This window comes from Limnoglobus sp., from assembly GCF_059499385.1.
In genome coordinates this window covers 107,303-133,737 of record NZ_JCABYM010000131.1, presented here as the reverse complement: position 1 = coordinate 133,737, position 26,435 = coordinate 107,303, and the positions used below count along the sequence as shown (strand labels likewise).

The window sequence follows — 26,435 nt, the reverse complement described above, 5'->3', positions numbered from 1 at the left end:
AACAACAAGCTGAGGCATGGGACACCGTGCAGTCTGTGGAGGGCGACACTCTAAACTCCAGAGCCTACACCAGAATACGCACATCGCACGCCGAACAACCGGTCGGTCTTATGCCGCCGAACGACCAAGCTCACCAACCGGGGCCGCTGAGAAGGTTACATGCTTTGAAAAGCGAACATGCGGCTCCGGTCTGCTGTAGCGTCTGATTCGCCGTCTGGGCTTCACCGTTCAACAAGTGTTAAGCCGGTCGAAGACGCTCTGGAGGATGCGGACGGCCTTGTTCGGGCATCCGCACGAGTTGGGCAGGTAAAGATCATTAAATCTGTCACCTGAGAAAGTGGGGCAGGGCTCGCGTTCCGCCCTCATCAAAACCCGCACGTGTTTCGTCAGGGGTTGAGCCAGTGGTCCGGCACGTCGATGTCCTCGGGCTTTTGGTAGGAGGGGACCGGGAGGGGGGCCTTCACCGGGACCTGCTGAACGGCCGGGTTGCCGGGCAACCCTACCCACACCCGCCACCCGTCGCCGGCCGCGTACTCCCGGTACCCGGCGTAGTCCGAGGCGGCGGGTTCCCAATCGGCGTCCGTGCCGCCGACCCGCACGTACAGGTCGCCCTTGCTGCCGTGGACCCGGGCAGCGTACACCCCCTTGGCCTTGGCGTTCTGCTGGACGGACAGCACGCTGCCGGCGTGGACCCCGGCCGCCTTGCGGGCGTTGATCAGCGCCTTGATCCGCGACTGGAGCCGCGCCCCCCAGTCGAAGTAGTGCTTCCAGTACACGGTTGGGATCCCGGGGTGCGTCAGGACGTACGCGTACCCCTGCTCGACCTCCCACCCGTTCGAGAACAAGTCCCGCTCGTGCCCCTTCTCGGGGTTCCCGTCCTCGTCCGTCCGGTACCCGCTGTCGTGGTTCTCCAGGAACGTCACGGCCCGCTGCTTCCAGGGCAGGCCGTCGGTGTTGTCGCCGACCATCCCGAGGCCGTTGTCGAGGGCGTACCAGTTCCGGTAATTCCCCTTGTTGTCCTTCAGCGCGAAGTGGGTGCTGAAGTCGAAGACGCAACTCGCCGCCTTCAGCCTATCCTGACCGGCCGCCTCCGGCTTGGTCGCGGAGTGGTATACCCAGCCCCGCTGCTCGCCGTGCTTGTCCCAGTCGTACTCCCCGACCGAGAAGGTCGGGGCCGTGCGCCGGTTGTACTGGGCCAACCGCTTGGCGTGGTACCCGTGCACCATGTCGTACCGCCACCCCCGGTAGCCGAAGGACTTCAGCTGAAGCAGGTACTTGATGACGTCCCGTTGGACCTGCCGGTTGGTGTGGTCGATGTCCCGAAAGCTCCCGTACGCGTACGACCGGCCGCCCTGTCGGTACTCGGCCGCCCGCTCCTCGTCCGCCCCCCGCTGGCCCTCGGGTGTTCCGTGGACGGGGGAGGCGGCGTCGGTGAATGCCTCGTCGAACCGGGTGATCGTGTCCAGGCCCCAGTCGGGGAACTTGAAGTCGGCCCACGTCGTGCTCCCGTCGCGGTGGTTGATCACGACGTCGGCGACCGGCTCGACCCCCTTGCCCAGCAGTTCCTCCAGCAAGGCCCGGTGAAGGGCGCTATCCCCGTAGCTGTTGTCCAGCTTCCAGTACTGCTTGGGGTTGTACCCGGCGCTCCGTGCCCCGGCGTAGCTGGGGGGCGGGAGCCAGATCAGGTCGAACCGCCCGTCCCGGACGGTCGCGGCCTGCTCTTTGACGATCTGGTACCACCGCTTCGGGCCGAACTTGACGAACCGCGGGTCCGGGTCGCCGTGCCGGTACGATTCCCAGTAGAACCCTTGAAGCATGACGCGGTCGTCGTCGAACCCGGCCTGCGCGCGCGTCACTCGGGGGGTGAGGAGGGCGACGACGACGGCCAACCCGCCGGCAAGCCAGGAACGGACTCTCACGGCGATCACGTCCTTTCGGGAATTATGCGGGATGCTCTTCGGAAGCGGCCCACGAGTGGCCCGATCCTCAGCCGGCAGCGGAGATCAGTTCGGACCCCAAAGCGTCGTGAACGCCTTCGCCTCCAGCGCGGCCTGCTCGGGGTCGGCCAAGTCGGGGAAGAAGTCCAACCCGGTCGTGGCCTCAATGTCGTCGATCTTCGTCAGGTAGCGGGTCAAATCCCGGGCGGTGTCGTCCTGGTGGATGACGTACCCGCGGGCCGTCAGGGCTCGCCCCGGCCCGTGCCAGGCGATGACCTTGTACACGGCGTGCGGTGCCCCCACTTGGGCCGGGCCGATCCGCTCGACCGCCTGCCCGTTCTGGAACACCGGCCCGGAGATCAACCAGAGGGTGCGAATGCCCGAGGCCGGTTTCCCCACGATTTCTCGGTGCTCGTTCTCCAGCTTCCCCCAGACCGCGTGCCCCTTCTGCTTTTGGGGGACGATGTTCGACATGAGGCTCCCCTCCCGCGTCCCCCGGCGGCGGTCCGCCCCGTCGGGGAACCCCGACAAGTCCTCGTGCCGGGCCATGTGGCCGCGCTGGTATCCGAATCGACCGTGCTGGTAGTCCTTGCCCGTCCGGGCGTACGGGGGGAGGTCCGGGTCCGCCTCGAACGGCCGGGGGTGGCTCGGCTCGGCGGCGGAGGCGTCCAGGGCTTCCTTCGTCCACCGCATGGCGACCCAGGCCGGCGTCTTGAAGCGGTCGTAGTGGCCGACCGTGAACGCGAATCGCGGCAGGACGGTGACCCCCTCCACGAGGGGTCCAGAGGGGTTCGGCCGGAACTCGAAGCGGTCTCGCGCCACGACCCGCGGTCGACCGTGCAGGTAGTGGTCCGACGTGTCACCCGCGCGTGCGGCCGCGGTCGGGGCCGCGGGCCGAACCGGCGCGGCGAGGTTGCCGACGCGGAGGAATCCGACCGACCGTTCGGGGATGGCCGTGGCACTTTGCCGGCCCGCCTCCTGGACCAGGATCCACCCGTCGGTCGTGCGGTCTTGGAGCGTGCCGGTGACCGTCCCCGCGGGCGTCGCCACCTCGACCTTCGTCCCGGCGGGGTAGGGCGTCCCGGTTTCCGCCGCGGCGCACACGGCGACGGCCGCGGAGCACAGGAGTACGGCAAGGGGCAGGCGGCGGGTAACGAGCATGAGGTGCCTTTCACGATCTACATGACGGTGTTGGCGGTCCTTCGAGTGATGCAGATCCGTGCGTTCGACCCCGGCCTTCCTATCAGCACTGGAGGCGTTGTCCGGCCGTTGGCTATGGCCTTTCGAGTCGGACCCCTTGCAGCAACCACGCGGTGCGTAACTTCATCGATCACGCTCTGGTCTGAGTGAAGCGCCGACAGGCGGCCTCGGTTGACGACGGGCGGACGATCGGATTCAGTCACATTCTCAACGGTCATTCCCGACCTTATTCGCTTGACGGGCCGGGAATGACCGTTACAGTTGTCTTGAAGGAAGTATCTCACGAGCGGCCGGGGCCGTTCCATGACCTAAACAGGTCATTTTTCGGCCCAACCGCACTTTTTCGGGAGCGAACCACGCCCTAGCGTACAACCTGGTCCGCGCGGTGACGGCCCTGGCCGCGGCGGGGCGCGGCGTCCCGCTGCGGTCGGTCAACTTCACCGGGGCGATGCAGACGCTGGAGGCGTTCCAGCCGATGCTGAAACTCCGGGTGGCCGCCGGGGCCGCCCGCCTCCGCCTGCACTGCGACCTCCTCGACGCCATCGCCGACCACCGGGTGGGCGACCGCCCGGACCGGTTCGACCCGCGGCTGAAGAAGCGGAGAAAGGACTACTGCGGCTGGTTCAACAAACCCAGAGCCGAGCTGAAGTGCGAGATGGCCAAGTGCATGAACAAGAAGTAAGTACCATTCGTCACCTCGACCGAGGAAACTGTTACATTCTTGTCGCGATGCAAAGAAACGTCTCGCTTTTGCACGAATTTACGCCGGCAGTAGTCCCTCGCGTTCAATGCGAAGGACTTCTTGCCGGCTGATCACCCAGGCCGCGTGCGGACCGCGGCCGGTGTTCTGCTTCTTCGCGTGGACGCGACCGAGGCGGCACCACTCGCGCACGGTGAACTCGGCCTTGCCGAGAATGTCCGCGACTTCCTTCGTCGAGAACCACTCCTTGCACGCGCGGCCGTTCACCAACGATTCCAGAACGCTCTCGATTCGAGTCAGTCGCTCGACGACTTCCTGCAAGGTTTCGGACATGGTTCACCCTTTCAACGCGTTGCGGCGTCGTTGTTCAGCGGGAACACACCTTGTGCGAGACGAGCCGCGGCCTTGCGGCAGTAGTCCGGTTCGATTTCAATCCCGATTGCGGTACGGCCGAGATCTTTCGCCGCACGGAGGGTGCTGCCGCTGCCCATGAACGGGTCGAGGACAATGCCACCCGACGGGCAATAGCAATCGATGAGCGGCGTCAGCGTGGAAACCGGCTTCTGGTTCGGATGGAACACGACGTCCTCCCGCTGCCAGTCGATGACGTCCGAGATCGCGGACTCGGGGATCGGCGGCTTGCCCTTGGCCAGCAGGTAGGCGGCTTCGTGCGTGCCGCGGGTGAACCGGCCGAGGCCCCATTGCCGCTTGACGAACGCCAGGTGACTGACCGGGCGAAAGCCGATCGCCTTCCAGACGCCGAGGAACGTGTCCGTGTGGGGCCACCCGTAGAAGGACACACAAAATGAATCCGGCTTGAGGAGCCGCCAGACCTCCGTGAACGCGGGCCGGAGCCACGACGGGTCGTCGTCGCCGACGATCGTGCGCTGAACGCCGTCCCACCGGCCCTTGAAATGGACGAGGTAGGGTGGGTCGGTCAGCACGAAGTCCACCGACGCGGCGGGCAGCGTCGGCAACACGTCCCGGCAGTCGCCGTGAAAGATCGAGAGGCCGTGCCGGTGGTAGTACGGTTGCAAAGTCATCGCGTGTGTCCGCCGTCCTTTCCGACCCGTTGCCGTTCTCGTTCACATCGTTCGTGGAAGCGTTCGAGGCTTGCGGCGATGATTTCGCGAACGACATGGAACGAATCGACAAGTTCCGCATCGTCGAGCCGCGATTCAAAATGCCGCACGACGAGCCGGGCGGCCCGCCACGATTCGTCGTGTAGCAGATTGATCGTTCCCACGGTGGGTTCACGCTCCGGGATCAGCCGCGCCGAAACAGCGGGAACAAGCGAACGCGGCAGGGCCGCGCCGTTGGGCACACGCAGGGCTGTCGAACGAACATCGCGGGCGTGTACGTGACCGGCATCACCGTGGCGTTGGGAACGGGCGGATTCGTTTCCGCCTTGGCGAGCCGTTCACGTTCCTGGGCGAGTTCCCCTCGTTCTTTCGCAAGGCGTTCCCGTTCCAGAGCGAGTTTCTCTTGCTCGAGAGACACGAGTTTGGCGAGCCGCGATTCTTCATCGCGCTTCGCTTGCTCCGCTTTGGCAACTTCATCCTGCCTCGCCCGCTCGATCCGCGCTTGTTCCTCACGCTCGACGGCTTCGAGCTTCTGGAATGCGTCGACTTCCTGTCGGTACGATTCCCGAATCACCTTCGAAACCGCCCGTTCCCGGAGGGTGCTTCGGAGATCGTCCAGAACACGTAGCCATTCGGTGAACGTGACCGCGAACGACTCGAAGTCCGGGGCGTACTTCTCGCGCGGGTCGGTACCGAGGCCGGGGTGCGAATTCAGGAACGACACCGCGTCGGTCAGGAACAGGTTGACTTCCTTCACCTTCCGCTTGAGCGCGGGGAGCTTCTTCTGGATCGCGTCGAGCGACTTGCAGTGTTCCGGGATCGACGCGGCCACGTCGTCGTAGTCCTTGGCGAAGCCGAGCAGTTGGTCGCGGAGCTTCTTTTCTGAGTAGTCCCGGGCCTTCTTGCGGAAGAGGTCCGCGAGCGCGCGGTAGGACGAGGCCAGGTGCCGGGACGAGCGCGAAAGCTCCGCCGTCTTTTCTCCGAGGGCGTTGACCGCCTCGTTCGCCAGTAGCGTCTTCTGCCGCATGGCCTTCGTGACCTCGAGGAACAGGTCCACCGATTGTCGGAGGCGGTCCGGGTCGGCCTTCGCCGCGGCGAGGGCCGCGCGGAGGTCGTCCAGTTGCTGGAGCAGCTCCTCTTCGAGGTCCGCGACCTGTTCGCGGGCCTGGATCGCGTTGGCGACCAGCGGGTCGTTCGCGGGGAGTTCCCCGAACTCCATCGGCGTTCTCTTCGCCTTCTTCGCGTCCGAGGGAGGCGGGTCGGCCTTCGCCTTTTCGTCCGCCTTGTTCCCGTCGGTGGCGTTCGCGCTTTCCACGCAGCCCGCGGCGAAGGGCAGGAGGCCCAGGCAGAGGCCGAGGCACGGCAGCCGTTTCATGGCGTATTCCTTTTGGTTGTCCGACGGTTCAGGGGAAGACCGAGCGCCGCCCAGTCGGACGTGGTGAGCGGGCGCAGGCCATTGCCGCTCGCGGGGCGAGAGGAAATGTTCGGGTAGTTCGGGTCCGATTCGACGGTCGTCTCGCCGACGAACGGCGTCGTGACGACCGCGTTCCCGATCGTCGGGCAAACGGTCCAGAAGGTCATCGTGTCCGCGACGGGATCGGCGAGCGGGGCGTGGAGCACCTCGTCCGCCAGCACCGTGGCCCGGACTTGCAAGTGCTGGGTCGTCGTCGTGCTCGAATGCTGACCGCCGCTGGTCCACGACGTGAGCAGCACGATGCCTTCCTGGCTTCCCATGCGGCCGACGACGTACTCGGCCGTTTTCCTCGACGCACACCGGAAGGCGACCGTCGTGGCACAACTCGCGAGGTAGGCGTGCGCCTGGTCGGCCCCGAACTTCGCCTCGAGGAGTTCCACGCTCTGCGTCGCGGCGAGGACGTGGATGTTGTGCGACCGGCCCAGGCACGTCGCGTTGACGATCGCCTCGACCACCGCGCGGTCGAGCATGGCGACTTCGTCGAGGACGAGGAACAGGCGGTCTTCGGGGCCGCTGCCGACCTGGGCCTCCTCGATGAGGCGGCGGATGAACACGTTGAAGAGCGGGAGCACCGATTGCGAGCCCGTCGGCGGGATGCCGAGGACCGCCACGCCGTCGTCGCGGAGGAAGTCCTTGAGGTTCAGCCGCGACGGCGATTCCAGTTCCACGAGCGCCGCCGGGACGAGCGGTTGGATCACCGAGCGGAGCGTGCTGAACACGTCGCCCGCCGCCTTGTTCTTGGGGCCGAGCGTGCTGCGGTAGAACGACCGGGCCTCGTAATCGCAGAACATCACGCGGCGCAAGAGCCGCTTGTCCGAGACGATCGCGCAGAGGTCGAACAGCCCCCACGCTCGCGTGGCCTTGGGGCGGTGCTTTTGCAACACGGCCGCCACGAGGGCGATGATCTGCCGGGCTGCGTTGCGGAAGTAGGGCGTTTGATCGCCCGGGACGGCCGGGCAGATGGTGTAGGCGAGTTGATCAAGATCGCTCCGCGTGGCGAAGGTGTTCGGAAAATCGAGAACCGACGACCGGGCGTCGAGCGGGTTCAAGTAGTGGATCGGCACATTCGCCGGGAGCAGCGCGTGTAGCCGCCGGGGGAGTTCGTTTTTCACGTCGAGAAACACAAACCGCGTCCGCCCCGCCTGTAGTCGGAACAGGCCGACGAGACTTTTGAGCGCGATGTTGATGAGCGACGTTTTGCCGGTCCCCGGCAAGCCGAACAATACCGTCGGCTTCGAGAGGACTTCTAGCGGGACGCGAAGCAGGCCGAACGAAACCGCGAGCCCGTTCGAGACCTGACCGACGGAGCGAAGCAGGCTCATCCGCTTGTCGCTCACGGCGTTCGCTTCGTCCGTCGATTTCACGTCGGGCGCGCCGCGAAACGGATTCCAGAACTTGCTCCGCGAGCAGCCGGCGAGAAGGATCAGTGCCCCGACGATGATCACGACTTCCACTTTCGCTCCCCCTTCCAGACACCCACGCCGAACGCGATGAACCACCATGCGACCGGCATCGACGTGAATAGTTTTGCGCCGAAGGCGATGGCGAGCGGATGCACGCGTGCAAGGAGTTGCTTCGTCTCCGACCAAGTGAGGGCGCGCCGCGCGGGGGCGGCGGCGGCGAGGCCCTTGGGATCGGGCGTGGCACCCGCTTCAAGGCGGGCATCGACGATCTTGCGGACGGCCCGGTCGTGGGTGAGCGAAAGGACGAAGAGTGTCGCCAACGGAAGGACGACGGCGAGCGACACCCACCACCGCACCCAGCGTTTCGGCGTCCGATCCCTCAAGTGGTTCTTCAAGTGGTAGGCGACGAAGAGCCAGACCCCGCCGGCGACGGCCACGGTGTTGATGCCCTTCGGATCGTTTGCGTTGTTCGAGGCGAGCGTGCAGCCGACGCCCACCATCACCGGCACGGTCAAGAAGCCCATCCAGACGTACCACGGCATGGGGTGCCTCCCTCAGCGTTTCATTTCCTGGGACTGGAAGTGGCGGCGCTCGCCCGGCCTCATCGCCTTGGCCATTTGCAGGAGGGCGAAGCGCGAATGCTCCTGTTCCACGAAGATCGTCTTGGCCTTGGCCTGCTCCGCCTTACGGAGCAGGAAGTTCACATCCTTCGGATTGGCGGCCCCGGCATCGCGGATCACGATGAGGCACTTTCGAGGAATGCGGAACTTGGCCTTACGGGATTGGCGGTAGACGTACTCGCCGTAGCGGAGCTTCTGATCGAGCGTGCCGTTGAGCTTGAGCATCGCCGCGATCGCGGCCTTGTGCGACTCGATCACGCCGAGGGGCTTCAGGTCGCGCACCATCTTGGCGACCGACCCCGACGTGTTCTTGTGGCCGTTGCCGTGGACGCGCCAGACCGGTTTCGCCCAGGCCTGGTAAAGCTCCGCCGCGATTTCCGCCGCCTTGATTCCGACGTGGCCGACCGCGCCGATCACGCGATAGGCGAGGAGGGCCTTCTCCACGACCCGGCGAAGGTCCGTCGTGCGTTCCGAAGCTCGTTCGTCGCGAGCTTGCCGATCCGTTTGCCGCAAGGATTGTGGCGAGGCGTTGCCGCCATCCCGTTTCGTCTTCTGCGGACGAGTTTGCTCCTGAACCTGTGGGGCCCTTGCCGAGAGGACGAACTCGACCTTCTCGGCGAGTCGTTTCGATTGCCGGATCACTCGCCGCGAGACGTACACCGACCGGCCGTGTTCGTTCGTGCGGTGGCGGAGCCCGGCTTTGTTCGGTGAACGAAGCACGGACTCGGTCGCGAGTTTCACCCGCGAGGCCGGATGATTCGCTTCGGCCGTTTCCAGCGCGCGGGCGAGGAGGTCGTTGCGGGTGATCGATCGTCGTTCGGCGGCCAGCCGTTTCGCGACCCGTTCTACGCGACGAGTCTCACGGCCGATCCCTGGCCGGTTCCCGTCAGCGGACTGGTCCAACTTGGCACGGTGGCAAATCCGTTCCGCCTTGAAGCCCGAGCGAGCGAGCGCTTCGTTGAAGGCCGCATGCCCGGCCAGCGGGTCGCGGTTTTCCCGCCGGGTGACGATGGCCGCGTACTTTCGGGAGAGCGGCGTGTTTTTCAGGTCGTGCGACTTGATGTAGTTGTCGATCTGTTTCGTCCGGACCGACGACCGGTCACATAGTTCCTTCGGCACGTCGGGCAGGGTGATCCCCTGATCGGTCTTCCGAACGCGGACGCCGAATTCCGCGAGCAGCCGATGGCCGAAGTGGTGCGACACCGCGGCCGAGAAAAGCTTCCGAAGCTGGTAGAGTTCCCGCTTGTGTGTGGCGTAGGTCTTCTCCTGGCCTCGGACGCGCACGCGGTCAACAACGGCGACGTGGGCGTGAAGCTGGGGGCTGCCGTCCTTCGCTCTCGTGTGGATGACGACCACAAAGCTCGCTTCCGCGGGAAGCCGTACTTTGCCTTGCGCCCCTGTGCGGGCCGTGAACTCGCGGGCGACCGCTTCGAGTCCGACCTGGATCGCCTCCCGGTACAGCCGGCCGACTTTGGCTCGGCCTCCAGGCCCGAGCGCTTCGCGGAAAACCGAGACCGACTTGGCTTCGGACTTGACCCAATTCGCGACCCGCCCCGAGAACATGGCCGCGAATTCCTCGCGGCGAATAGCCCGCGTCGCGAACTGACCGTTCTTGAGTTCGACGAACGTGGCCTCGAAACCCGAATCGCGGGTTTCCTGCCAGAATTCGTCGCGGAGCCAGTACCTCCGGTCCTGGATGACGATCTTGGTCATGACACCACCGGGGATTCATCCGCCAGGTGCCGCCGAACGAGTTCCTGGGCTTGATCGAAGTCGATGGTTTCCGAGAGGGCCGCGATGACCAAGGCGGCAAGCGTCCGCGCCTCCTGACGCGGATCGCCGGACTTCGATTCCGCGAGTTTCTCGACGATGAACATCCGCCCGAGGTCGGATTCCGTCAGCCCCTTTGATTCCGCGAGGATTCGTAGCGACGAGCGAACGTCGTCGGGCAGGCGGGTCGAGAACGGCTTGTTGACGGGCTTCGCCATGATCACTCCTTTTCGGGTTGCGGGGGTTGCCAGATCGGTTCGGGAAACAGTTCGCGGTCCACGGCGCGAGGGCGATTCGGCTTTGTGCGAGGCGGGTCCGTATGCAGGCGTTGCGGCGGTGAATTCGAGGCCGGGGCGGGCGCGGGGTCGAATCGCGTCGTCAACACGGCCAACAGCACGAGTGCGGTGAAGCCCAACGCGCGGCCGAGGTACGGCTTGACCGTGGAAAGTGCTTCCGCGACCCGATCCGCGACGGACCCGTTCCACGCGCCGAGGACGCGAAACGGCAAGCTGGGCGTGAGGGCGAGTTCCCAGGCCCGAAAGACCTCGCGCCACTCCGTTGCGGTCGCCCGGTCCCGGGGGTCGGCCGACGAGAACGCCCGAAAGAAGAGTTCGCGGATTTCCACGGGCAGGACCGCGAGCGACGGCCGGATCGCCGGGGCCTTCCAGTTCGCAGGCAACGGCGAGCCGGGACAGAAGGGGAACAGCCGCCTTTCGATCCGCTCGCCGATCGGGGGCACATCGACCGAGCGGGGCGTGACCACCGCGAACGGGTGCGAGCCGCCGAAGAGGACCTTCCAGGCGAGGACCGCGAAGCCGAAGCTGTCGGAGTAAGCCGTCCGCGGGCTCGTCGCCCAATCCGTCGGCTGGACTTCGGGGGCCGCGTACTCCTCGGTGGCGACCCCCGAGGGGAAGAACTCGTTTCCGCGGTTCGTTCTCAGCGTGACTTGGAACGAGTTGCAGTCGATGACATGGACCACGCGAACCCGCCCGAGCCAATCCCGGCCCAGGAGGAAGTTGCCGTCGGAAACGTCGCCGACGACCAGTTGAACCGCATGAACCCGCGCGAACGCTTCGGCGAGCATTCGGCAGAGCCTGACCCGGAAAGCCAGGTCGTCCGGGAGCTTCTGGGCCGAACGGCCGTGCGAGTCGAGGACGCGGGAGAAGGAAATGGTCGGGGCGAAGAACGGCTGAGTGAAGCCGGCGGGCGTCTGCGTTGACGGGTCGATGACGACCTCCAACGGGATCGCCGCGTGCTCCGGCTTGGCCTTCAGTGCCGAGAGTGCGTGGAGCTTCTGGACTTCGCGTGGCGTCAGTGGTCGCGTCAGTATCTTCAGCAGGATCGACTTGTCGCCATCGACCGTGTAAACGACGCCTTCCCCGGCGCGGGCCAGTTCAGGCCCCGCGCGATAGATTTTCCCCGTGGTGGTGCCGAGGTAATACACCCGATCGACTCCAAGCCCGGACTTCAGAAGTCAGCTTGGGAGGTCCGCCACGTCCCCGAATGCAGGCGTGCATGGATCCGCGAGGGGCCGACCCATGGGCGGTTTACCGATCCAGTCCGAGTGGCAGGGGGAAGCGGAAAGGCGACTGCGGACCCACGGCGTCAACGTCAAGGAGTACCCGAGCAAGACGTTTCGCTTCAAGTTCTTCATGACCATCAGTCACGTCTATTGGGAACGGCTGATCGCCTCGACCGAACGCCAACGATTGGACGACATCGAACTCGCCGACCGGCTCGGTCTCACGCAATCCACCGTCTCGCGGTGGACGAGCGGCACGCACCCGCCCGCCGCCGACAAGTTCTTCGCGGTCGTGTTGCTCGTGCTGAAACGCGAGCTGAAAGATTTGGACCTCGGCGGGCAGAATGACATCCTGTTTCACGCCGTCCAGCGGCAGCACGAGCGCCTCGCCGAGGACTACTACGAGCCGCCGAGTTGCGCGTTGGACCGCTTCGTGTTCAAATCGGTCCTGCGAGCCATGCACGTCCCCGCCGTCAACGCGTTGGTGCCGGAGGCCGCTGTTGACAAGGCGACCCGCGAGAAAGCGTTGCGCGCCGTGGCCGCGGGATTGAACGCCACGCTCCGAAAGGAGTACGACGCGGACGTGGGAAGGAGTTTGAACTTTGCCGGGAGGTGTCGAGAGGTGCTTCCCAGCGAAATCGACGAGTGGCTCGCTTGTTGGGGCGTGCCCTACACGCTGTTCGCGATGGGCTGCACCCGGAAGTGGGGGATTGAAGATGTCTAGGAACGCCACACGTCACATTCTCGATCCGGAAACCCTCGCCGCGATGGACGCCGAGTTCCGAAGCGGCGGTTTCGAGAAGCTCAATGCCCCGGAAGTACCGCCCCTCGACCCGGCGAACGACCCGTTCGAGCGTAACTTCGACTGGCTGAACGAGCCGCCGGGAGACACGGCCTTTGTCACGGCCTTCGCCTCGCTCAAGCTCAAGGGCGTGGCGGACTGGTTCGCCGTCGCCGGCCGCGATCTGCGAAAGGTCGCCCTCGGCGGCAGCCTCGCCGGTGGCACGGACGAACAAGTTTTGGGGTCGTGGGCGACTCAGCGGTTCGTCGCGTCGTGTCGTTCGGCCGGAGCGGAAGGGGAGAGCGTTCTCGAAGCGATCAACGCCGCCGACGTGACCGGCGCGAGCGCCGTCGAGGGTGTCAGTCGGTTTCTGCAATCCCGTCCGGAGTTTGTTAACTTCGAGCCGGACCAGATCGTCGCAACGGCACTGATCGTCATTCACTTCCTGAAGACACCGAACCCGGGCTGACGGGCTACTCCGTCCGAAACAGTCGCTTGGCTTCAACCCCGAATCGGGTCCGTGTGGAATCGTCCCACTGCCCGGCCGCGGCGAGCAACTCAACTAAGACGCCGGCCGCGGCCGCACGGAAGCGGGGATCGATGGCGTTCCCGAAGAAGTAGCTGCCGCCCGTCGAAAGCAGGCGTGTGCCCTCGATCATGACGAGCGGCACGAGTGCCCTTTCCTCCAAGCGGCTCATCGGCACGATCGCAAGCGCACCACCCGGTTCCGGGAAGGCCCAGCCGGGTATGCCGTCCATCCCCAGCGATTGGAAATCCAAGTTGTTCAGCACCAAGTCCGCCGGTCGTTCGAGGCGCGCTTGGAGCAACCGAAGGGCGTTGGCGACTCGGTATTCCACCGGCCCGTCGAGCGCGGGCCAAAGAGCGGACCGGGCCTGAGCGTGTCGCAGCAATGCTTTCGACCAGACGCCAGCGAGGTACTCCGGTGTCGGCCAACCGAGGCGATTACAGATCCTTGCCTGAACATCGAGGAACACTTCATTCCGGCGCTTGGCCGGAATGACCGTCGGCGTGATTCCCAGTTCCTGCATGGCCCCGATCACCTTGACGAACCGCCGGCCCGGGTGAACGTCAGCCCACGTGAGTTCGCCTGCGAGCGACAAGTCCTCGTTCGGGAAGAACGGCGGCCAGAGCGCCAAGTCCGCCGCGACGGACAGCTCGAACGGGAAGAGCCGGTACCAGTCGATGATCAGGTCGTCTTCGTGCCTCTCTTGTGAAGCCACGTCAGGCCACTCCCGCTCCGGGAACACGCCGTACCACGCGAGCTTCGACGTGGCGTACTCGTGACCGCTTCCCCGCACCATGTCCTCAACGACCCCGAGGTCCGTGCCGGTGCGAAGCAGGCCGTTGGCGTGTTCGCCGATGGCGAAGTACTCCAGGACGTGCCGCGCCGTGAGCCCCAGCGTGCGACCCTTCGCGTCGCCCATCGGGTACGCGGCACAAAGCCCTCGGTGGACGTTAATTCCCTTCGCGAGCGACCGGGCCGTTTCGACACTGCCGTTGGCAAGTGCCCACATCGCCGACGCAAACTCGCACGGCGTGGAATCGTCCACGAGAGATTCCAACAGGTCGTGATGGCCGCGAACCAGCGATTCCAGATGAAGGCCGTCTTCGGAAAGTCTGCGGCAGTCCGCGAGGGCCTCCGCAAACGAGAGCCTCCTTGCGGCAACGGGCAGCTCGAACGGCGCGATCCGTTCGCGGCCCGTTCGCACGGCGTCCGCCACCAACCGGCTTGCCAGCGTGATCCACTGATTCCGCAGGGCGTCGCAAAGGAAGCCGAACGTCGTGGAAAGCAGTCGCCTCAAGTGATCTTGCTCGTGCGCCCGAACGGCGAGGAAGAGCTTGGCGTCCTCCGGCACGCCGGCGAACGTTTCTTTTCGCCGGTCGGCGGCCTTCGATCGCTCCAACGCATCACGAAGCCGGTTGCCGGCGTTCACGTCGAGAATCTGCTGCCGGCTGAGGTTGAACTCGACAACAAACGAGCCGGGGTAAATCTGCGCGTACGGCCCCGCCGAGAGCGGTCGATGGGAGTCGGGCTGGTTCATGGCGAGTAGCTTCCCGCGTGTCGCCTTCAGCCTACCAAAAAATGCGAAGCCGCCGGGTGATGGCCCGGCGGCTTCCATGGCAATGCACCGCGGTTACTCGATCGTTTCGATTCCGTCCGGCAGTTCCAATTCGATCTTCTGCCCCCGCCGCGATTCACTGACCTGCCGGGCGACCCTTTGGATGAACGGCATCAGTACGGCCGCGTTCAGTTCCTCGATCTGGAGCGGCGGGATGACGTTGGCGAGCTTCTTGAGAAGAGTTTCGTTCAGCTTGCTGCCGACACCGACCACGAGGTTCGTCACCGACCACTTCTTGCCGACGCCGAGGAAGGCGTCGATGCTCTTCGCCAGGACTTCCGGCGCGGCGTCGTTCGCGAAGCCGTCCGTCGTGATGATGACGACGCTGTCCGTCCGTTCGATCCCGTTCGCACGCAGATCGGAACAGAGTCCGCCCAGGTCGTTGGTCATCAGGTCGAGGGCCGAGTGGAGCGGGGTGGACCTCGCAACATGGAGCGGCGGGACCTGGAACGCGGCGATCTCGCGGAAGCCCGTCGCGACCGAGGGCGACCCGAGTTGCACGACGTTCATCATCACCGAGCGGGCCGTGGTCGGGAGCTTCCGCAACTCGTTGACCATCGACACGGCGCTGTCCAGTTGCAGTTGCGTGAACCCCGTCATCGACGGCGAACCGTCGGTGATCCAGCCGACGGGTGTCCGCCTCGTGCGGTTCGCGGGGTCGAGGCCCGAGGCGAGCGACGGCGCCACTTCAAAGGATGCCGCTTCCGTCAGCGGTGGCGAGGTCGTTTTTGAAGCCTTTGACTTCTTCAAAAGTGTAACCGGCATACGAAACCCTCCGGGCGGAATTGCCCAGGGGAAAGGGTAAAGGTCAAGTGAAACCTACAGGTTGCAGGCGTGCAACGCTTTCTTGTGCCTTCGTGCTTCCGATTCCTTCACTTCACCGCCGAGTTGCTTCTCGAACGTGCTGCTGAACAGCTTGGTGTAGAACGGGACGGGGAAGAGGTCCTCGACATCGGTTGCCGGCGGCGGGGCGGGCGGCGCGGAAGACGGTTTCGCCTTGAGGGTCAGGCTCATCACGAACAGGGCGACCTGGGTGGACACGCCAGCGACGATCGCCTCGGCGAACCCGAAGTCCACCTGAGCCTCGCCCGGCGGGTGCGACATCGGCAGGAACACCTCCTTCGTCCCGACGCGGAGTTCTCGCACCGCGTCCTTCACTACCGTGTACCCGCCGGTGAAGCCATGCTCGTCTCGCAACCGCTGCCAGATCCGGTGCGCGGTGTGCCGTTGCTTCTTCTGAGCCGTCGAGTCGTCGGTCAAGATTTGGCGAATGATCGGGAGCACCGGCTCGATCGTCGGACGCCGCCGCGGTCGCCTCCTCCGATACCCCGGTGGCTCCTCGTGAGCGAGGATCTTCTTCAGTGTGGACCAGTGGAACTCGTGCGGGCGACAGGCTTGGCGTTTGGCAATCTCGCGGGTCAGGACGCGGCGGCGAATCTCGCCCCAGAGTTCCGTAGCGACGAGCACCTCGGACTTCCAACCGGGCGAGATGAGGGTTCCTCCCATCATCCCGCAGGCCGAACGGCCCACTTGCGCGCCACACTCTTACTCCGCCGCTTCACACTCCTCGGGCCACGCTTTTACTCCGCCGTCAGCAGGTCAATTCTCGCCACGTGACTTCGCCGTCGAGCCGTGCTACAGTGCCCAGTCGAAAAAGATATGGCTCGCTAGCTATGATGGAGGACATACGGTTCGTCTACAAATATTCCCGCTCCGAGGCGATTGCGGACCGCGTGTTGATCGACGTGAACCACGTCGCGAGCGAATACGGCATCGCCCTCAGCACGGTCTTCACGATCTCCCTCTTTATGGTCGTGACGGAGAATCTTGACGCTTCCGTCGGGAGAAGCGAGGCCAACGTCCACGCCGTGTTCCGAGCACTCAGGACCGCAACCGACCACCTCACAGCCAAGGCCGATACCGTCCACTTTCAAGTCGCCTTCGACAGCGGAAAACATCTCGGCCTTTGGACCAAGTGCCATCCGGGCGACGCCGGCGAGCCCGTGGTTACGATCATGTTGGCCGACGAAGATTGACCAACTCTTCCCTCCTGGCGACCCGTTTTCCCGGCATCCGGAGCAAGTGGAAATTGTGATTTTTTGTTCATCAAGTGAACCCCTGTGAAGGCATGGCCTCCTAAACAATGAGTGCCCCGTGGTGGGGCCTCATTTGGAGGGGACGATCATGAAAACGGTTTTGGCGGTCTTGGGAGCGGCTGTCCTATTCGCGGGGCTTCCGGCGAGTTCGCAAGAAAAGCAAGAGGGAGGGGCGGTGACGGCTTACCTCGTCACGGCCGACGGGTTCGAGGTAGCGAAGGCGCTGGACGCCGACCGGAAGAAGGCGAGCAAGGACTACTCGCCGACGCGGCCCCCGCGGGGCGTCGCGGGCGGGCGGATCGTGAACATCAACGGGACCGTGGCCCGCGTCGAGAAGGACAAGATCCAGCTCGCGAGCGGGAACGAGTGGAACATCCTCCTCAAGCCCAAGGGCAAGGTCGAGGGGGCCGGCCCCTACGTGAGCATCACGGTCGCGAGCATCGCCCTCGCGACGGACGGAACGAAGCTCGCCCTGATCGAGGGCGAGGTCACGCGGAGCGAGACCCCGCTCCTGCACGCCCTCGGCGGGAAAAAGGAGTGACCGCGTCCGAGAGGCCCCGGCACGCGGCCGGGGCCTCTTAAGTCCGTCGGTACCGGAACCCGCCCTTCTTCACGTGGGCGTCCAGGTTCTTACCGGGGGACGGGGCGGCCATGGGCCCGCGTAGACGGCGTCCGGCACGTCGAAATACTGGTACAACTGGCCACTCGCGAACTCGACCTCGAGGGGTCATGCTGCCATTCGGGGTACGTGGGGCCCACGATGAGCACGGATTTCCTCTCCCGCACAGCGGTCCGGTAGTCCAAAAACGTTTTCTCCCCCGATCGTCCTCTAGAGGCTATTTCACAAGTCCGGTTGACGTAGATCTGGCCCTCGGCCCATGATGGCGACCGACACGGAGGTCCGTCATGCCGAGTAAGGCCCGCGAGCAGCAACTCCTCGACCGCATGTGGGACCGCGTCCGCCGGCTGATCCCGGCCCGGCGGCCGAACCCGAAGGGCGGGCGGCCGTGGGCCGACGACAAGGCGTGCTTCGCCGGCATCGTGTACCAGCTGCGGAACGCGGTGCGGTGGAACCACCTGCCCCCGTGCTTCCCGTCGGGCGTCACGTGCTGGCGGCGGCACCGCGACTGGGCGGCGGCCGGGGTGTGGGCGGCCGTGCACCGGGTCGTCGTCGAGGAACTGGCCGCGGCCGGGCGGCTCGACACGTCCGAGCTGTTCCTGGACGCGACGTTCGCCGAGGACCGAAAAGGGGGCCGTGCGTCGGCCGCACCCGGTGCGGCGTCGGCGTAAAGGTCGCCGTCGTCGTGGACCGCACCGGCATCCCGGTCGGGGTGGCGACGGACGCGGCGAACGTCCCGGAGACGGCCGTCGGGCCGGCGGCCGTGGCCGGCATCCCGGCCGGGGTGCGGTTGCGGTGGGGGCTGCCGCTCGTCGCCGACCGGGCGTACGACTCGGACCCGCTGCGGGCGTACTTCGCGGCCCGCGGGTTCGTCCTCGTCGCCCCCCACCGCCGCGGCCGGAAGCGCCGCCGCACGGCCGACGGCCGGCGGCTCCGCCGGTACAAGCGGCGGTGGGTGGTGGAGCGGACGTTCGCCTGGCTGCACAGCTACCGCCGGGTCGTCACCCGGTTCGAGAGGCGGATCGACTTGTACGACGGGTTCGTCCATCTGGCCTGCGCGTTCATCGCCCTCAATCGGCTTGTGAAATAGTCTCTAGCACATGCACCCAGTCAAGGTGGACGAGGTTGTCAAGGCTCTCGGTTACAAGGCCTCAGCTCAAGCAGCCCACAACTTCTCTACACCCTCAGGACCGACACCGGACCAGCCCACACAGAAGTGCTCAACGTACGTTGACCTATTTAGGTCATAGAAATCGGCCCGGGTTTGCTAGAGAATCCCCCTTGAAGCTCTCATGCCTCGGACCCCGTCGCCAAGACGGTGGGCGTAAGACTGGGATTGGAGCTGCCCGAAACGTCGTAAATCCAGGCCGCCAAATCAGCTCAGCAACGGAGAGATCGGGGCATGAATTTCTCAAAGCATCTCCGAATTGCTGCCTTCCTTCTGTCGGCCACCGCGGGGTTAGTCTTGGCGCAAGTGCCGGACGGGCAAAAACCGTTCCGGCAAAAGGCGGCTCAGGACAAAGACCTCCGCCCCTGCGTGCCGGACTGCCCGACTGGGGGTCGTTTTCACAGCTTCGACCCGGCCCACCCCCCGCCGGCGGGGGCGAAGCCGTTCCGCCTGAGTCAAGACTACCCGGACTACTACAGTCCCTCGGAAAAATTTCCGTGGGCGGAAATCGACTACGCAGTCGCTCCGGAAAAATACCTTCGCGCGGTGCTGGCGTACTGTCTTGATGGCAACATCGAGGTCGAGTTCCGCGGGCAGGAGAATCCCAAGCGGAAGTGGTATCACGCCCCCTGGATGCACGACGACGGGGACAAAAATAAGGCGGGAGCAGGCCGCGAGTACCACCATGGATTGACGCGCGAGCGGCGGTCCCGGGAGTTCGAGCTTCACACGCTCCAAAAGTCGAAGTGCCAGAACTGGGCGGTCGGGATGGTCAACGACCGAGGTGGGTACACCCTGGGCCAAGTGTGGGATACGTCGGAAGAGTATCCGGATCCGACCCGCGCCACATTTCCCGACAACACGGTCAGTTTCAAGCTCCTGTTCACCGACGCACAGGACGCCGAGGTACCGTTCCTCGCGGGTAGCAAAAAGTGGACGGCGAACATCTACCAGGACGTCAATAACTATGCTCCCCCGCGGGTCGACCGTGAAGTCCGGCTTCTCCAACTCGACATCGCTGTCAAGGACCCCCGAGTCGGGGCTCGGAGCGGTTGGATTTTCGGCACCTTCGTGTACGACGGGGGCAGGGACGGGCCGGACGTGTGGGACCGTTTGGCGTTCGTCGGCCTGAGCTGGGGCGACGATGACGAGGTCACCGAAGATCTCACGCGGAAGGGGGCGTTTGTGAACCCGACGCTCAAGGAGACTTGCCTCAACGCCGAGTTGGTTGAGAAGCCGGGCCACGAGTACGGCGCGAAAGCGTACATGCGGCACTTTGGCCTGGGCGGGCGGCTGAACGGGCCGGTGGACAACCCCGTCTCGTCCTGCATTTCGTGCCACGGCCGCGCGGGCACATACGCGAAACCCCTCCCGCTCAACGAGAAGTCTGGCCTGCCGATGGAGACCGGATTGTTGACCACGACCGACCCGACCAAGTTCCCGGTCGCAGAGTTCGCCCGGTATTTCCGCACCGTCCGGCCGAACAGCCACTTGGAGCAGGACAAGTGTGAGCTCTGGGTGACCACGGACTTCTCGCTCCAAATCCCGGCTGGCATTCGAAACTTTTATCAGCACCTGCGGACCCAGGAGCCGGTCGTCGAGCGATTGGAGAAGCGCGGGGCGGTCAAGTTCACGGCGGCCGAAGCGCCCCGTCTGAAGCCGCTCCCAAGCCAAGAGCGGGGCGAGATGAAGCGGGACTGAGGTAGAACTGCGAGGCCGCCCGCCCAGGTGCCTCGGCTATGAGCTGTCAACGGGTACTTTCCACTCGAGACATACCATGATGCATGTGTACGCCCTAGCTCTGGTCTTAGCGTTTCTTGTCTCTGCGGGCACCGCGGCGGCCGGAGAGTTGTACGTGGCCTCCTGGAACGTCGAGAATCTGTTCGACCCAGTCGACGACCCGGAGGTCGAGGGGGACGAGGAGTTCACACCTACAGCAGCCAAACAGTACACTCCGGAACGGTACAAGGCGTACCTCAAAAACTTGGCCCGCGTCCTAACCAAGATGAACTCAGATAAGGGCCCAGACGTTTTGGGGCTCGCCGAAATCGAGAATCGCGTCGTCCTCAAGGATCTCGTGAAGGAACTTGCCCCACTCGGGCGGGACTACAGGATAGTCCACAAAGACTCCCCGAGCGGCCGCGGCATCGACTGCGCAATCCTGTACGACGCCAAGGTGGTGAAGGCCCTGTTTGAAGGCTTCCACTTTGTGGACGCCGGTGCGACGCGAGACATCGTCGAAGTTGAACTCGAGAAGGGCGGGAAGTCGCTGACCGTGTTCATGAACCACTGGCCGGCGAAGGCGAACCCTGAGGCCCACCGTGTTACCGCGGCGAAGACGCTCAGGAAGCGGCTCGACGCGATCCTCAAGCTGGACCCGTCGGCCGACTTCGTCGTCATGGGCGACCTGAACGACCACTTCACCAGTGCTTCCATTAAGACCCACCTGCGGACCGGGGACAACCCGGCCACGCTAACGCCCGGTCAGTTGTTCGACACGGTGGCGCCATTGGTGGCCGCGGGCAAGGGGTCGTATGTGTTCGACAACAAGTGGGAGATGATCGACCACATGGTGGTCTCGCCGGGCCTCCTCGACACGGCGAACTTTCAGTGGAAAGTGGCCTCGACCGAGGTGGTCGCGTTTGACTTCCAGATCTTTACCCCGGCCAACCCGGTGATGATTCCACGACCGAACCGCCTGTACACCGGTGACGTGTTCCACCTTACCGGCGTCTCGGACCATCTGCCGGTCGCCTGCGTTCTGAAGTACTGAGCGGGTGGGGATCACTCCAGCGATTCTATTCCGAAGGGTGGACGACATGGACGAGCTGCTCCGGGCCGAGCGGGACGCAATCGTGACCCTCGGCCTGCTTGCCCGCACGCACTTTTTGTTCGACCACCCGATTCCTCAGAAGGCGGGGGATGCCCCGACGCACTTCGCCGGGTTGAACGTGCATTGTTGCGTGGTTGACAATACGGACGGGGAGGTGGTGGCGTTCGGGCGGAACACGATCCACTCCGATGAGAACCCGCTCCAACATGCGGAGCAGGTTGCCGTTAGGGCGGCGCACGAGCGACTCCGTCGGAAGCGGCCGCGGGCCGCGGGGGTAAGCGTCGAGGACTACTACCGGACGGCCCTCTTCATGGCCAAGGGGTCTCGCCCCGCCGACTTCGTCCGCGTGGGGTGCACCCTTTACAACGCGTTCGACCCGTGTGCGATGTGCGCGGCGACGTTGCTCATCGCGTACATGAAGCGGATCGCCTACGTCATCTCCGACGTTAAGTACGAAGGGTTTTACGAGGAGACAAAACGTAAGTACTTTCCGACCCGCGAATCAACCCGCGAGTCGGTCAAGTTCGACGGGACTGATTCGGTTTTCGTCAAAGGGGTCCGCCAACTGCACGCGGATCTTCTGAAACGGGTCGAGGAACTCCTGGCCAAGCATGTGGACCTCATAAACGCCCTCGACCAATCCGCGGACATCCTCGCACGGGCGGCCGGCCTTCTTCAGAAGGCCACCGTGGGGGACCTGACGACGAAGGGCGACGACCTGGCCCGGAACTCCCGCACGCTCACGGACGTGAAGCGGGCGTGCAATCTGCCGAGCGCGGGCTGAATTGCGGGACGCGCCCATCCCGTCAGCGACTAATGGGGGCCAGAGACCCCTTCGGGTTCGATCTCGAGCTGGCAGAGAAGCTAAGCGCCGCGTCGGCTGACGCCCCACGATCTCGCCGCAAGCAGTGGCCTTATGGTACCCAAATTCAGGACGCACCATCCCAATGTCCGCTCCGAGCGTTCTGGCCTCAGGGGGCGACAACCGAGATCAGAGGTCAAGGGATCGGGCGACGCGGTGAAAGGTCGGCCAGGGTGAAAAAACGGCATTCACGTTTCAAAGGAGTTCGCTATGACGTTGACCCGAGTTTTGTTGGGCGTGCTGCTCGCGTCAGTTAGCACCCCGTTCGTCGCAGCGGACGATCTGAAGATCGTCTCCTGGAACGTTGAGAGTGGGGGGGCCAAGCCCGCCTTCGTCGGTGGGCAGATCGCGGAATTCGTTGGAGTGGACATTTGGGGGTTAAGCGAAGTTCAAGCGGGGGACGCCGCCGGGTACGCCGCCAAGTGTGGGGTCGGGGAGGCGGGGACGTTCAAACACATCGTTGGCACCACCGGCAATTCCGATCGCCTGGTGATCGTGTACAACGAGGCCAAGGTCTCATTGGTCGAGGGGAAAGAACTTCTCGATCTTAGTGCGCAAACGGGTCGCGCACCGCTCCTCGCGAAATTCAAAACGGTCGCGTCGGGTCACGAGTTCATCTTCATGGTGAACCACCTCCATCGAACCAACCCGACGAAGCGCATGGCCCAAGCCGTGGGGTTGGAGGCGTGGGCAAAGACCCAAGCGCTGCCGGCGGTTCTCGTGGGCGACTACAACTTTGACGTAAACGTCACGACGAAGTTGGGAAACCCCGAGTTCGTGGCCATGACGGATGAGAACGTGTTCAAGTGGGTCGAGCCGACGCCGTTTCGCGCGACTCACAAGGGCGGGAGTATTCTCGATTTCGTGTTTCTCTCGGGCTCGGCTAAGAATTGGGCGGCGAAAACGGAGGTGGTGACGCTGAGCGACGACGTTGTGAACACCTTGGACGGCAGTGACCACCGGCCATTGATGGCCCATTTCAAGACGGTCGCCCCGGCGCCGCCCCCGGGGCCAGGCCCGCTCGCCGCAGTCCAGCCCGGATCAGCTGAAACGGCGATGGCGACAGCACGTAGCACGAAACGAAACGAAATCCTTGCCAAGATCGCCCGGATGGAAAAGGACCTGGTGGAGTTGAAGCGATTGGTTAAGGAGCTGGGCGAGGAGTGACCTCGAACTCGGTCAACATTCTTGATTGTCCGTCCATCAGGTGAACCTCCGTGTAGAACGCGTCTCCCTCTGCCCCCGGACCCTCCTTGTGGGTCCGGGGGCAGAGGGCAGTACGATGAAGACGGCATAGACAGTGGTGGTCGCGGCGGCCTTGTTCGGGCCGCTGCCAGCGAGTTCCCAGGATAAAGCTGACAACGGGGCGGTGATGACGTACCTCGTCACCGCCCACGGGTTCGTCGTGGCTAAGGCGTCTGAGGTGGATCCGAAGAAGGCGGCTAAAGACTATTCACCGATGCGATCCCCGAAGGGCGTTCTTGGCGGGCGAATCGGCAACATCAACGGCGTCGTTGGCGGGGGTCGAAAAGACCCAAGTTCGGCTCGCGAGCGGGAGCGAGTGGAACCTTCTCGTCAAACCGAGGGGCAAGGCCGAAGGAAAGGGGCCGCACTTGAGTGTCACGATGGAGAGTATCGCGATCGCCACGGAGGGTTCGAACCTGGCCGTGATCGAAGGTCGTGTCGCCCGAGCGAGACCCGCTCATGCACGCATCGGGCGAGAAGAAGCCAGTGGCTAGGATTGAGTCCCGGCGGCCAACCAGGGCCAATCATACCCGCAAATCGGTAGCCTCACTTCTTAAGGTGGCAATATGGGTAGAATCCGTGGAAGTTTGTTGTCGTAAGAACACCCAGAGGACAGGTGCCGCGGCTGAGGGTGGCTTCGAGCCAAGGTCCCTCCACTCGGTAATTGACCCAATCAGCACTGACGAATGACCCAAACAGGTCATTCCCTGCACAGTTGCCCAACTGTAAAACTGGGCAAATCAGTCGAGAGAATTGCCCGGCAGTGCCTCGTGGCGACTCCACGTAAGGCGTGTCTGGCTTTGCCACGTTACGCGGTCCTAACCTGGCAAACACGAGTCAGCGATCGCATAGCGAGGGCGTTATGGCGACGATCATTGCGGCCTTTTCTCTGGTCGCGTTCAACGGGTTGGCCCAACCGCCGGCCGGGGGAGCCGCCGAATTGCCAGTATTGCCCCCGAGGATCGTGACCAAGGATGTCCCTGTCGTAAGGCAAGTCATGGTGCGAGAAAAGCGGGTTGTGCAAATGTGCGTCCGAGTCTGCCCGCCCGGCCGCCGGAAACCCTACTACGAGCTGCGGTACGTCGAGGTCGAGGACCAGGTGGCGAAAAACGTGACGGAAACCAAATCGGTCACCGAGACAGTAGCCTGGAACACTCCGCTGTACCGTTCGGCGACGATCGCCGACCTACCGGCACTCTCGGGGGGGAGCATCCGCGAGGTTCAGAAGGCGTTGAAGAAAGTCATGCTGGACAAGCGCATGCTGCCCACCTCTGGCGGTGCTACGGACGAGGAACCGGACTACAAGAACAGCAAGGCATTCGTAAAGTCTGAGTGGTTTGAATTTCCGCGCGGGTCCGGACGAGAGTACCAGCTTCACGTGATGCCGCAGATCCAGGGCGCTACGGCCACCACGAACACGCTGTTGATCGTGGTGGGGATTCTGAAGCGAACCAGCCGTGACGAGGTCAACGTCGCCGAGGCGAGCACCGTCGAAGCGGTACCGGTGGTCAACGAACTCCTCTCCTCCCCGCCGTTTCCTTACTCCTTTAAGTGATAAACCTCTTGGGGGCGACCTACACCCCCCCGGCCGGGCCCAGTTTCGCCCGCATGGCGGCCGCCTGCAGAAGTTGATTGATGACGTTCTCGGGCAGTGTAAAATCGATCTTCTCGATCGTCATGCAGGCCGCCAGTTTAGAATACGTTTCCGCGTTTACCGGATCCAGTTGGCCTTGCACGCATGCCATCCGGAGCACGTCGGCTCGCGAATAGTAGTGGGTCAAGATCATGACGTTGTACCGGTAGATCGACATGAAAAACTGCGTCATGAAGAGGGCCAGGATGACGCAGCACACCCGGATCGCGAGCGACGGCACCCACGCGCCGTAACTGTTCATGGATTCGGACGCGCTCCGTTGGAGCTCCGTATCCTTCTTGTCCAACTCGGTGAGCTTGTCGTTGACCCACGTCAACTGTTGCCGGTAATTGGACAATCGCAAAACCTGGGCGGTATCGCCCTGGTTGCGTTTCTCTTGCGTGTAGGCCTCGGCGGCGGCTGCGACCCCGCCGGCCGGCTCGGACACGACCGCATCGAGGGCCCTCAGTTCCTTCCGAAGTTCCGCATCGTTGACGGACGGGGCAGTGATTCGCGCCGCAATCGCCCGGACCTGGAGGTCGGTGGCGGACAACGCCCGCGCGACTTCGTCCGGCCTGACCCCCCGCTTCCGAAGTTCCTGGTTCATCGTCTTCAGCAACTCTTGCGGCAACGTCAACGGCTCTTTGTTGTAACTTACGGTGATGTCGGTCTGCGGGTTAGACATCTCAATCAAGATGCTCCGCGCGTCGCGATATCTTGTTTCTTCCCGGACGATGTCTTGCGCCCGTGCCCTGTATGTTGGAAGTACGTCTACGTCCGTGAAGTTCGGAGTGGCGAGGAAGTCCGTTACAAAACCCTTAGCCACGTTCAGATAAGATTTAACAATCAGGATCGCCTTTTCTTTTACTTCAAGCGAAGCGAGTTTATAGTCAACATCTCCGACCTTTTCACTCAATTCCTTCCGCTGTGCAAACAACTCTTTTCGCTTTGCATCGTTCTCGGCTTGGAGCGATTTCAATTGCCCTAGATGCTCCACGATCGAATCCGACATCCAGAAAATGAGAATGCAGACGCCGATAATTAATACGGTGACCCCGAAAATGAACCAGTTTCGGATGTTCAGGGTTTCGGCCCGCGCGGTCAGAATCCGGATCAGCCCGTCGATGTAACCGGCCTCCGCCGAAGCCAAAGGCTTTCCGGCAGCGGTCGGTTGGCATCCGTCCGTCAGAGGCGGGGTTGGGAGTGAGACCCCCGTCGGCTCTTGGCCCTTGCTCTCGGATCCTTCGGTGGGGACCATCTTGCACCTCGGGCTGTCGGGACTTCGATCGAACGCGAGCCACGATCATGAAGCTCAAAACTGGGGCAGTGGGCGGATGGCCCAACCCTGC

The 26,435-nt window shown here is 64.0% G+C and carries 26 protein-coding genes and 2 pseudogenes; 13 read left to right on the top strand and 15 right to left on the bottom strand.

All coding sequences use genetic code 11. The annotated features are described in order from the left end of the window. Positions 1–386 precede the first annotated feature (386 nt). Positions 387–1,919 (bottom strand): alpha-amylase C-terminal beta-sheet domain-containing protein, encoded by a 1,533-nt coding sequence (locus AC5JJ2_RS23265; RefSeq protein ID WP_495860426.1) that lies wholly within the window; start codon positions 1,917–1,919, stop codon positions 387–389. A gap of 84 nt (positions 1,920–2,003) precedes the next feature. Further along, positions 2,004–3,098 (bottom strand): DNA/RNA non-specific endonuclease, encoded by a 1,095-nt coding sequence (locus AC5JJ2_RS23260; RefSeq protein WP_495860425.1) that lies wholly within the window; start codon positions 3,096–3,098, stop codon positions 2,004–2,006. Between the two features lie 424 nt (positions 3,099–3,522). On the opposite strand from AC5JJ2_RS23260, the gene AC5JJ2_RS23255 reads away from it, so the two are divergent. After that, complete coding sequence (locus AC5JJ2_RS23255) at positions 3,523–3,819, top strand: hypothetical protein (protein WP_495860424.1); 297 nt, start codon at positions 3,523–3,525, stop codon at positions 3,817–3,819. Between the two features lie 78 nt (positions 3,820–3,897). Here the strand turns inward: AC5JJ2_RS23255 and AC5JJ2_RS23250 are convergent, their stop codons facing one another. Together AC5JJ2_RS23250 and AC5JJ2_RS23245 are read right to left on the bottom strand one after the other, a co-directional pair. Beyond that, positions 3,898–4,170 carry a helix-turn-helix domain-containing protein gene (locus tag AC5JJ2_RS23250; protein ID WP_495860423.1) on the bottom strand — a complete coding sequence of 91 codons (273 nt, stop codon included), beginning with the start codon at positions 4,168–4,170 and terminating at the stop codon, positions 3,898–3,900. Between the two features lie 11 nt (positions 4,171–4,181). Next, positions 4,182–4,880, bottom strand: a complete 699-nt coding sequence (locus AC5JJ2_RS23245; RefSeq protein ID WP_495860422.1) for a DNA methyltransferase — start codon at positions 4,878–4,880, stop codon at positions 4,182–4,184. A 5-nt stretch (positions 4,881–4,885) separates the two neighbouring features. On the opposite strand from AC5JJ2_RS23245, the gene AC5JJ2_RS23240 reads away from it, so the two are divergent. Continuing rightward, the gene (locus AC5JJ2_RS23240; RefSeq protein ID WP_495860421.1) at positions 4,886–5,065 is read left to right on the top strand and encodes a hypothetical protein; all 180 of its coding nucleotides are present in this window, start codon (positions 4,886–4,888) and stop codon (positions 5,063–5,065) included. A gap of 38 nt (positions 5,066–5,103) precedes the next feature. Here the strand turns inward: AC5JJ2_RS23240 and AC5JJ2_RS23235 are convergent, their stop codons facing one another. From AC5JJ2_RS23235 to AC5JJ2_RS23210, 6 genes are read right to left on the bottom strand one after another with little or no spacing between them, the layout of a single operon-like run. After that, entirely contained in the window at positions 5,104–6,294 is a 1,191-nt protein-coding gene (locus AC5JJ2_RS23235; RefSeq protein ID WP_495860420.1) for a hypothetical protein, read from the bottom strand. Continuing rightward, positions 6,291–7,847 carry a type IV secretory system conjugative DNA transfer family protein gene (locus tag AC5JJ2_RS23230; RefSeq protein ID WP_495860419.1) on the bottom strand — a complete coding sequence of 519 codons (1,557 nt, stop codon included), beginning with the start codon at positions 7,845–7,847 and terminating at the stop codon, positions 6,291–6,293. The genes AC5JJ2_RS23235 and AC5JJ2_RS23230 overlap by 4 nt, the downstream gene beginning before the upstream one ends. After that, the gene (locus tag AC5JJ2_RS23225; protein ID WP_495860418.1) at positions 7,835–8,338 is read right to left on the bottom strand and encodes a hypothetical protein; all 504 of its coding nucleotides are present in this window, start codon (positions 8,336–8,338) and stop codon (positions 7,835–7,837) included. The genes AC5JJ2_RS23230 and AC5JJ2_RS23225 overlap by 13 nt, the downstream gene beginning before the upstream one ends. A gap of 12 nt (positions 8,339–8,350) precedes the next feature. Then, the gene (locus AC5JJ2_RS23220) at positions 8,351–10,129 is read right to left on the bottom strand and encodes a relaxase domain-containing protein (RefSeq protein WP_495860417.1); all 1,779 of its coding nucleotides are present in this window, start codon (positions 10,127–10,129) and stop codon (positions 8,351–8,353) included. After that, a complete protein-coding gene (locus AC5JJ2_RS23215; protein WP_495860416.1) occupies positions 10,126–10,404 on the bottom strand; it encodes a hypothetical protein in 279 nt (92 codons plus the stop codon). The genes AC5JJ2_RS23220 and AC5JJ2_RS23215 overlap by 4 nt, the downstream gene beginning before the upstream one ends. 2 nt (positions 10,405–10,406) lie before the next feature. Beyond that, complete coding sequence (locus AC5JJ2_RS23210) at positions 10,407–11,630, bottom strand: hypothetical protein (RefSeq protein ID WP_495860415.1); 1,224 nt, start codon at positions 11,628–11,630, stop codon at positions 10,407–10,409. Positions 11,631–11,724: 94 nt separating this feature from the next. Between AC5JJ2_RS23210 and AC5JJ2_RS23205 the strand changes: the two genes are divergently transcribed. Beyond that, positions 11,725–12,432, top strand: coding sequence for a helix-turn-helix domain-containing protein (locus AC5JJ2_RS23205; protein WP_495860414.1), 708 nt, complete (start codon positions 11,725–11,727; stop codon positions 12,430–12,432). Next, the gene (locus tag AC5JJ2_RS23200; RefSeq protein WP_495860413.1) at positions 12,425–12,958 is read left to right on the top strand and encodes a hypothetical protein; all 534 of its coding nucleotides are present in this window, start codon (positions 12,425–12,427) and stop codon (positions 12,956–12,958) included. The genes AC5JJ2_RS23205 and AC5JJ2_RS23200 overlap by 8 nt, the downstream gene beginning before the upstream one ends. Positions 12,959–12,962: 4 nt before the next feature. Here the strand turns inward: AC5JJ2_RS23200 and AC5JJ2_RS23195 are convergent, their stop codons facing one another. The 3 genes from AC5JJ2_RS23195 to AC5JJ2_RS23185 all read right to left on the bottom strand — a co-directional run bounded on the left by AC5JJ2_RS23195 (position 12,963) and on the right by AC5JJ2_RS23185 (position 16,097). Further along, positions 12,963–14,552, bottom strand: a complete 1,590-nt coding sequence (locus AC5JJ2_RS23195; protein ID WP_495860412.1) for a hypothetical protein — start codon at positions 14,550–14,552, stop codon at positions 12,963–12,965. 93 nt (positions 14,553–14,645) lie between these two features. Then, positions 14,646–15,230 carry a vWA domain-containing protein gene (locus AC5JJ2_RS23190; protein WP_495860411.1) on the bottom strand — a complete coding sequence of 195 codons (585 nt, stop codon included), beginning with the start codon at positions 15,228–15,230 and terminating at the stop codon, positions 14,646–14,648. A gap of 219 nt (positions 15,231–15,449) precedes the next feature. Then, positions 15,450–16,097: a hypothetical protein gene (locus tag AC5JJ2_RS23185; RefSeq protein WP_495860410.1), complete on the bottom strand. Its 648-nt coding sequence runs from the start codon at positions 16,095–16,097 to the stop codon at positions 15,450–15,452. Positions 16,098–16,303: 206 nt separating this feature from the next. Here AC5JJ2_RS23185 and AC5JJ2_RS23180 point away from each other — a divergent pair, with 206 nt between their 5' ends. Together AC5JJ2_RS23180 and AC5JJ2_RS23175 are read left to right on the top strand one after the other, a co-directional pair. Further along, positions 16,304–16,666: a hypothetical protein gene (locus AC5JJ2_RS23180; RefSeq protein WP_495860409.1), complete on the top strand. Its 363-nt coding sequence runs from the start codon at positions 16,304–16,306 to the stop codon at positions 16,664–16,666. 235 nt (positions 16,667–16,901) lie between these two features. Next, on the top strand, positions 16,902–17,267 hold the full coding sequence (locus tag AC5JJ2_RS23175) for a hypothetical protein (protein WP_495860408.1): 366 nt from the start codon (positions 16,902–16,904) through the stop codon (positions 17,265–17,267). A gap of 69 nt (positions 17,268–17,336) precedes the next feature. Here the strand turns inward: AC5JJ2_RS23175 and AC5JJ2_RS23170 are convergent. Further along, a pseudogene (locus AC5JJ2_RS23170) lies at positions 17,337–17,444 on the bottom strand (KTSC domain-containing protein); the annotation flags it as partial. Positions 17,445–17,632: 188 nt separating this feature from the next. Between AC5JJ2_RS23170 and AC5JJ2_RS23165 the strand changes: the two are divergent. The 7 genes and pseudogenes from AC5JJ2_RS23165 to AC5JJ2_RS23135 all read left to right on the top strand — a co-directional run bounded on the left by AC5JJ2_RS23165 (position 17,633) and on the right by AC5JJ2_RS23135 (position 25,008). Continuing rightward, on the top strand, positions 17,633–18,016 hold the full coding sequence (locus AC5JJ2_RS23165) for a transposase (RefSeq protein ID WP_495860407.1): 384 nt from the start codon (positions 17,633–17,635) through the stop codon (positions 18,014–18,016). Between the two features lie 2 nt (positions 18,017–18,018). Continuing rightward, positions 18,019–18,435 (top strand): annotated as a pseudogene (locus tag AC5JJ2_RS23160) (IS5 family transposase); the annotation flags it as partial. Positions 18,436–18,747: 312 nt separating this feature from the next. Then, positions 18,748–20,214 (top strand): hypothetical protein, encoded by a 1,467-nt coding sequence (locus AC5JJ2_RS23155; RefSeq protein ID WP_495860406.1) that lies wholly within the window; start codon positions 18,748–18,750, stop codon positions 20,212–20,214. Between the two features lie 76 nt (positions 20,215–20,290). Next, positions 20,291–21,286 (top strand): endonuclease/exonuclease/phosphatase family protein, encoded by a 996-nt coding sequence (locus AC5JJ2_RS23150; protein ID WP_495860405.1) that lies wholly within the window; start codon positions 20,291–20,293, stop codon positions 21,284–21,286. A 46-nt stretch (positions 21,287–21,332) separates the two neighbouring features. Further along, positions 21,333–22,130, top strand: a complete 798-nt coding sequence (locus AC5JJ2_RS23145; protein ID WP_495860404.1) for a cytidine/deoxycytidylate deaminase family protein — start codon at positions 21,333–21,335, stop codon at positions 22,128–22,130. Between the two features lie 288 nt (positions 22,131–22,418). Continuing rightward, positions 22,419–23,375 carry an endonuclease/exonuclease/phosphatase family protein gene (locus AC5JJ2_RS23140; protein ID WP_495860403.1) on the top strand — a complete coding sequence of 319 codons (957 nt, stop codon included), beginning with the start codon at positions 22,419–22,421 and terminating at the stop codon, positions 23,373–23,375. Positions 23,376–24,315: 940 nt separating this feature from the next. Then, the gene (locus tag AC5JJ2_RS23135; protein WP_495860402.1) at positions 24,316–25,008 is read left to right on the top strand and encodes a hypothetical protein; all 693 of its coding nucleotides are present in this window, start codon (positions 24,316–24,318) and stop codon (positions 25,006–25,008) included. Positions 25,009–25,027: 19 nt separating this feature from the next. Here AC5JJ2_RS23135 and AC5JJ2_RS23130 read toward each other — a convergent pair whose 3' ends face one another. Then, complete coding sequence (locus AC5JJ2_RS23130; RefSeq protein WP_495860401.1) at positions 25,028–26,344, bottom strand: hypothetical protein; 1,317 nt, start codon at positions 26,342–26,344, stop codon at positions 25,028–25,030. Positions 26,345–26,435: the final 91 nt, after the last annotated feature.

Coding starts and splice junctions, on each gene's coding strand:
- AC5JJ2_RS23260 (WP_495860425.1), bottom strand. CDS start 3,098: ATGCTCGTTACCCGCCGCCTGCCCCTTGCCGTACTCCTGTGCTCCGCG.
- AC5JJ2_RS23250 (WP_495860423.1), bottom strand. CDS start 4,170: ATGTCCGAAACCTTGCAGGAAGTCGTCGAGCGACTGACTCGAATCGAG.
- AC5JJ2_RS23245 (WP_495860422.1), bottom strand. CDS start 4,880: ATGACTTTGCAACCGTACTACCACCGGCACGGCCTCTCGATCTTTCAC.
- AC5JJ2_RS23235 (WP_495860420.1), bottom strand. CDS start 6,294: ATGAAACGGCTGCCGTGCCTCGGCCTCTGCCTGGGCCTCCTGCCCTTC.
- AC5JJ2_RS23225 (WP_495860418.1), bottom strand. CDS start 8,338: ATGCCGTGGTACGTCTGGATGGGCTTCTTGACCGTGCCGGTGATGGTG.
- AC5JJ2_RS23220 (WP_495860417.1), bottom strand. CDS start 10,129: ATGACCAAGATCGTCATCCAGGACCGGAGGTACTGGCTCCGCGACGAA.
- AC5JJ2_RS23215 (WP_495860416.1), bottom strand. CDS start 10,404: ATGGCGAAGCCCGTCAACAAGCCGTTCTCGACCCGCCTGCCCGACGAC.
- AC5JJ2_RS23205 (WP_495860414.1), top strand. CDS start 11,725: ATGGGCGGTTTACCGATCCAGTCCGAGTGGCAGGGGGAAGCGGAAAGG.
- AC5JJ2_RS23200 (WP_495860413.1), top strand. CDS start 12,425: ATGTCTAGGAACGCCACACGTCACATTCTCGATCCGGAAACCCTCGCC.
- AC5JJ2_RS23195 (WP_495860412.1), bottom strand. CDS start 14,552: ATGAACCAGCCCGACTCCCATCGACCGCTCTCGGCGGGGCCGTACGCG.
- AC5JJ2_RS23190 (WP_495860411.1), bottom strand. CDS start 15,230: ATGACGGGGTTCACGCAACTGCAACTGGACAGCGCCGTGTCGATGGTC.
- AC5JJ2_RS23180 (WP_495860409.1), top strand. CDS start 16,304: ATGATGGAGGACATACGGTTCGTCTACAAATATTCCCGCTCCGAGGCG.
- AC5JJ2_RS23165 (WP_495860407.1), top strand. CDS start 17,633: ATGCCGAGTAAGGCCCGCGAGCAGCAACTCCTCGACCGCATGTGGGAC.
- AC5JJ2_RS23155 (WP_495860406.1), top strand. CDS start 18,748: ATGAATTTCTCAAAGCATCTCCGAATTGCTGCCTTCCTTCTGTCGGCC.
- AC5JJ2_RS23150 (WP_495860405.1), top strand. CDS start 20,291: ATGATGCATGTGTACGCCCTAGCTCTGGTCTTAGCGTTTCTTGTCTCT.
- AC5JJ2_RS23145 (WP_495860404.1), top strand. CDS start 21,333: ATGGACGAGCTGCTCCGGGCCGAGCGGGACGCAATCGTGACCCTCGGC.
- AC5JJ2_RS23140 (WP_495860403.1), top strand. CDS start 22,419: ATGACGTTGACCCGAGTTTTGTTGGGCGTGCTGCTCGCGTCAGTTAGC.
- AC5JJ2_RS23135 (WP_495860402.1), top strand. CDS start 24,316: ATGGCGACGATCATTGCGGCCTTTTCTCTGGTCGCGTTCAACGGGTTG.
- AC5JJ2_RS23130 (WP_495860401.1), bottom strand. CDS start 26,344: ATGGTCCCCACCGAAGGATCCGAGAGCAAGGGCCAAGAGCCGACGGGG.